Here is a 3,003-nt window from a genome sequence, read left to right as displayed (position 1 = left end):
TTAAGCCATAGTATTTTTGGCTGGATGATATCTGTTGACTTTCAGGAATTGATTACGGTAGAACACACTACATCAGCATCACATCCTTCCTTATTTCATATATCGGTATGGCTCTGGCTGATCGGAGCAGTTTATATCGTGTTGATGGCTTTAGCGATAACTGCTCCAGTGTATCAGATTAGAAAATTGTACGGGACTTGGATGAAATCTGATACCAAAGCTTTTGTCTCCGTAATTTTCAGCTCTTTCCTAGCCGTTATCATCCTGCGCTGGATTCATTATTCTAGCCGTATTCTGGTGCTGATTGCTGCTGCTGCCTTAACCAGATTAGATCTTCAAACAGAAGGATATGGTGAATGGCAGGCTTTCTGGATTATCTGTGGGGTTTCTCTTACAGGTTTTAGTCTAGGCTTATTAGTTCATCAGTTACTAATAGCAATTTTATAGCCATGTTGATAGAAATGAATGTGGTTTTTTTAGTAATGGGTAATGGGTAATGGGTAATGGGTAATGGGTAATGGCGATCTCCGAGTCGTCAACCTTGGCCAAAAGGCCACGCTACGCGAACAATCCTCAACCTACCCTACACCGAAGGCCAAAGGCGAACAACCTTCTAACCTTCTAACCTTCTAACCTTGGCCAAAAGGCCACGCTACGCGAACAACCTTCTAACCTTCTAACCTTCAACCTTGGCCAAAAGGCCACGCTACGCGAACAACCTTCTAACCTTCTAACCTTCTAACCTTAAACCTTCTAACCTTCAACCTTCTAACCTTAAACCTTCTAATCTTCAACCTTCTAACCTTCAACCTTCTAACCTTAAACCTTCTAACCTTCAACCACAAACACTATTAATCTGTCTGGGGCAGTTGAATTTTAACTGCTCCTTCTGGTGTGATGATAACTTTACCACCTAGGGCTTCAATTCTACTGATGGCGATTTTGCTAGTGCGAGGGTCAGGAGAGTTATTTAAAACCATTGACCAAGCACTCACTTGAGCTATCTTACTAGTAGGATTGCGCTTTATAAATTCAGCAGTGTTGCGGGAAATTTCAGCAATGTTTTGACTTTGCTCATCAGGGTATTGACTTGCCCAATCTGCTGATTTTTCAAAGGATTTTTGGGCGGCTTTAGGGTCACCCAAAAATAATAATTCATCAATTCCTTTGTAACGCCACACATAATAAGATTTAGGAGGAACTTTAGGGGATAGTGACTGGAGTCCTTTTTCCATTAAGGCGACCGATTTTTCTGGCATTCCTGCATATAAGGAACTACTGCTAGATAGAAAGAAATAGGCTGTTAAAAATTTGGGGTCTCGGTTTATAATAATGTCAAAGTACTCTGGGCTAAGCTGATAGCTGGTAATTTGGCGAGCCTCTTGATCACCAAAGTATTGAAGGAAATTCAGAAATACCCAGTCAGCTAATACATTATCGAAACCAAATGTAGGTAGTCTCTCAAGCAGATTGAGATACACTTGTGTTGCTTCTACGTCTCGCTGGAGGTCTGCGGGTGAGGTGTTTTTGGAGCTTTGTTTGAGGGCATTCAGTTGGGGTTGCTGTAGCTTGCCAACTGCTAAGATACAACCTAGGAGAATTATGATTGCTCCTAGGGATTGGGTTAGTCTTTGAGGAAATTGCCAAGGCATCTGTCTAAGATGAAGTATTAAGTATCAAGTACCGAGGATACTATCAAAATATTCCCACTTTACTCTCAATTAAATCTGAGGGTAACTCTTTGAGAAACTGAGAACGGTTAGCCGGTTCCCGATTCCCATAAAAGCGGCGCTCATGAGCATGGGACAAAAACAGTTGTTCCTGAGCGCGAGTAATCCCTACATAACACAAACGCCGTTCTTCCTCCAAAGCTACAGGATCTCTGAGACTACGACTGTGAGGAAACAGTCCTTGCTCTAGGCCGACTAGAAAGACAATGGGAAATTCTAGCCCTTTAGCAGAGTGAAGGGTCATTAAAGAAACTGCTTGTTTACCCTCTTCTAGGTTATCCATGTCAGAGGCAAGAGTTGCATTAGCAAGAAACCCTTCTAAGCTCGTTTCTTCGTTTTCTTCTTGAAATTGCAGCACTGCATTAAACAATTCCACAATATTTTCCAATCGATTCTCAGCTTCTTCAGTGCCTTTGTTTCTTAAATCGCCAATATAACCAGACTCTTCCATAATCCCTTTGAGAATCTCTAATGCCGATCGCTCTTCCAATTGATCCTGCCATTGAGACATAAGCTGAGCAAATTTCTTGACCGCTTTAGCTGACCTTCCTGCAAATGTATGAACTGAGGTTTCATCACTGAGAATTTCCCACAGGGGAACTCCTAATTCTTGGGCAGCTGCGACCAGATTGTTAATGGTAGTTTGTCCAATACCTCGTCGAGGAGTATTGATAATGCGCAATAGACTAACAGTATCGGATGGGTTTGCGATCGCTCTGAGGTAAGCCAGAGAATCTTTGATTTCTTTACGGTCATAGAACTTTAACCCACCAACTACAGTATAGAGAATATCCGCTCTGATCAAGTCATCTTCAAAGGCACGGGATTGAGCATTAGTACGATAAAGAATAGCAAAACTGCCACCATCTAGTTCTGGATTTTGTCGTTTTAGCTGGATAATTTTACTGACTACAAACTGAGCTTCTTCCAATTCGTCATCAGCGCTATAAAAATAGATTTTTTCCCCGACACCCCGTGTTGCTCGCAGAACTTTATCAATCCGCTGGGTATTATTTTCGATCAGGTGGTTAGCAGCTTGAAGAATATTTTCCCTAGAGCGATAGTTTTCTTCTAGCTTGACCATAGTGCGAGTATCTTGATCGGCTAAACCGTCACCAAAGTCTTGCTGAAAACCCAGAAGGATGGTGAAGTCTGCCATTCGGAAACTGTAGATAGAGTTATGAGTAAGCAATCCATCGCTAAAGTAGACATGGTGCTTCTCTACCTCTAGGCTATACACCAAGCCACTGTATTCCTGACGCTGAATCCTAAT

General features: G+C 42.1%; 4 protein-coding genes. 2 read left to right on the top strand and 2 right to left on the bottom strand.

What is annotated here, in order from left to right:
* Together F6K37_RS10435 and F6K37_RS10430 are read left to right on the top strand one after the other, a co-directional pair.
* The coding region (locus F6K37_RS10435) for a hypothetical protein (RefSeq protein WP_287249981.1) at positions 1 to 447 on the top strand (447 nt) is incomplete at its 5' end.
* 63 nt (positions 448 to 510) lie between these two features.
* Complete coding sequence (locus F6K37_RS10430) at positions 511 to 633, top strand: hypothetical protein (protein ID WP_267875706.1); 123 nt, start codon at positions 511 to 513, stop codon at positions 631 to 633.
* Between the two features lie 218 nt (positions 634 to 851).
* Here the strand turns inward: F6K37_RS10430 and F6K37_RS10425 are convergent, their stop codons facing one another.
* Together F6K37_RS10425 and F6K37_RS10420 are read right to left on the bottom strand one after the other, a co-directional pair.
* The gene (locus F6K37_RS10425) at positions 852 to 1,652 is read right to left on the bottom strand and encodes a hypothetical protein (RefSeq protein WP_287249977.1); all 801 of its coding nucleotides are present in this window, start codon (positions 1,650 to 1,652) and stop codon (positions 852 to 854) included.
* A gap of 43 nt (positions 1,653 to 1,695) precedes the next feature.
* Positions 1,696 to 3,003: 3'-5' exonuclease (locus F6K37_RS10420; protein ID WP_287249975.1), on the bottom strand; the 1,308-nt coding region annotated here is incomplete at its 5' end.

The sequence above is a fragment of the Moorena sp. SIO4E2 genome (genome assembly GCF_010671945.1).
GTDB classification, from domain to species: domain Bacteria; phylum Cyanobacteriota; class Cyanobacteriia; order Cyanobacteriales; family Coleofasciculaceae; genus Moorena; species Moorena producens.
This window is presented reverse-complemented; position numbering and strand designations above follow the sequence as displayed.

What these genes read in the sequence shown, in the direction of transcription:
- F6K37_RS10430 (WP_267875706.1), top strand. Translation starts at nt 511, where the DNA reads ATGGGTAATGGCGATCTCCGAGTCGTCAACCTTGGCCAAAAGGCCACG.
- F6K37_RS10425 (WP_287249977.1), bottom strand. Translation starts at nt 1,652, where the DNA reads ATGCCTTGGCAATTTCCTCAAAGACTAACCCAATCCCTAGGAGCAATC.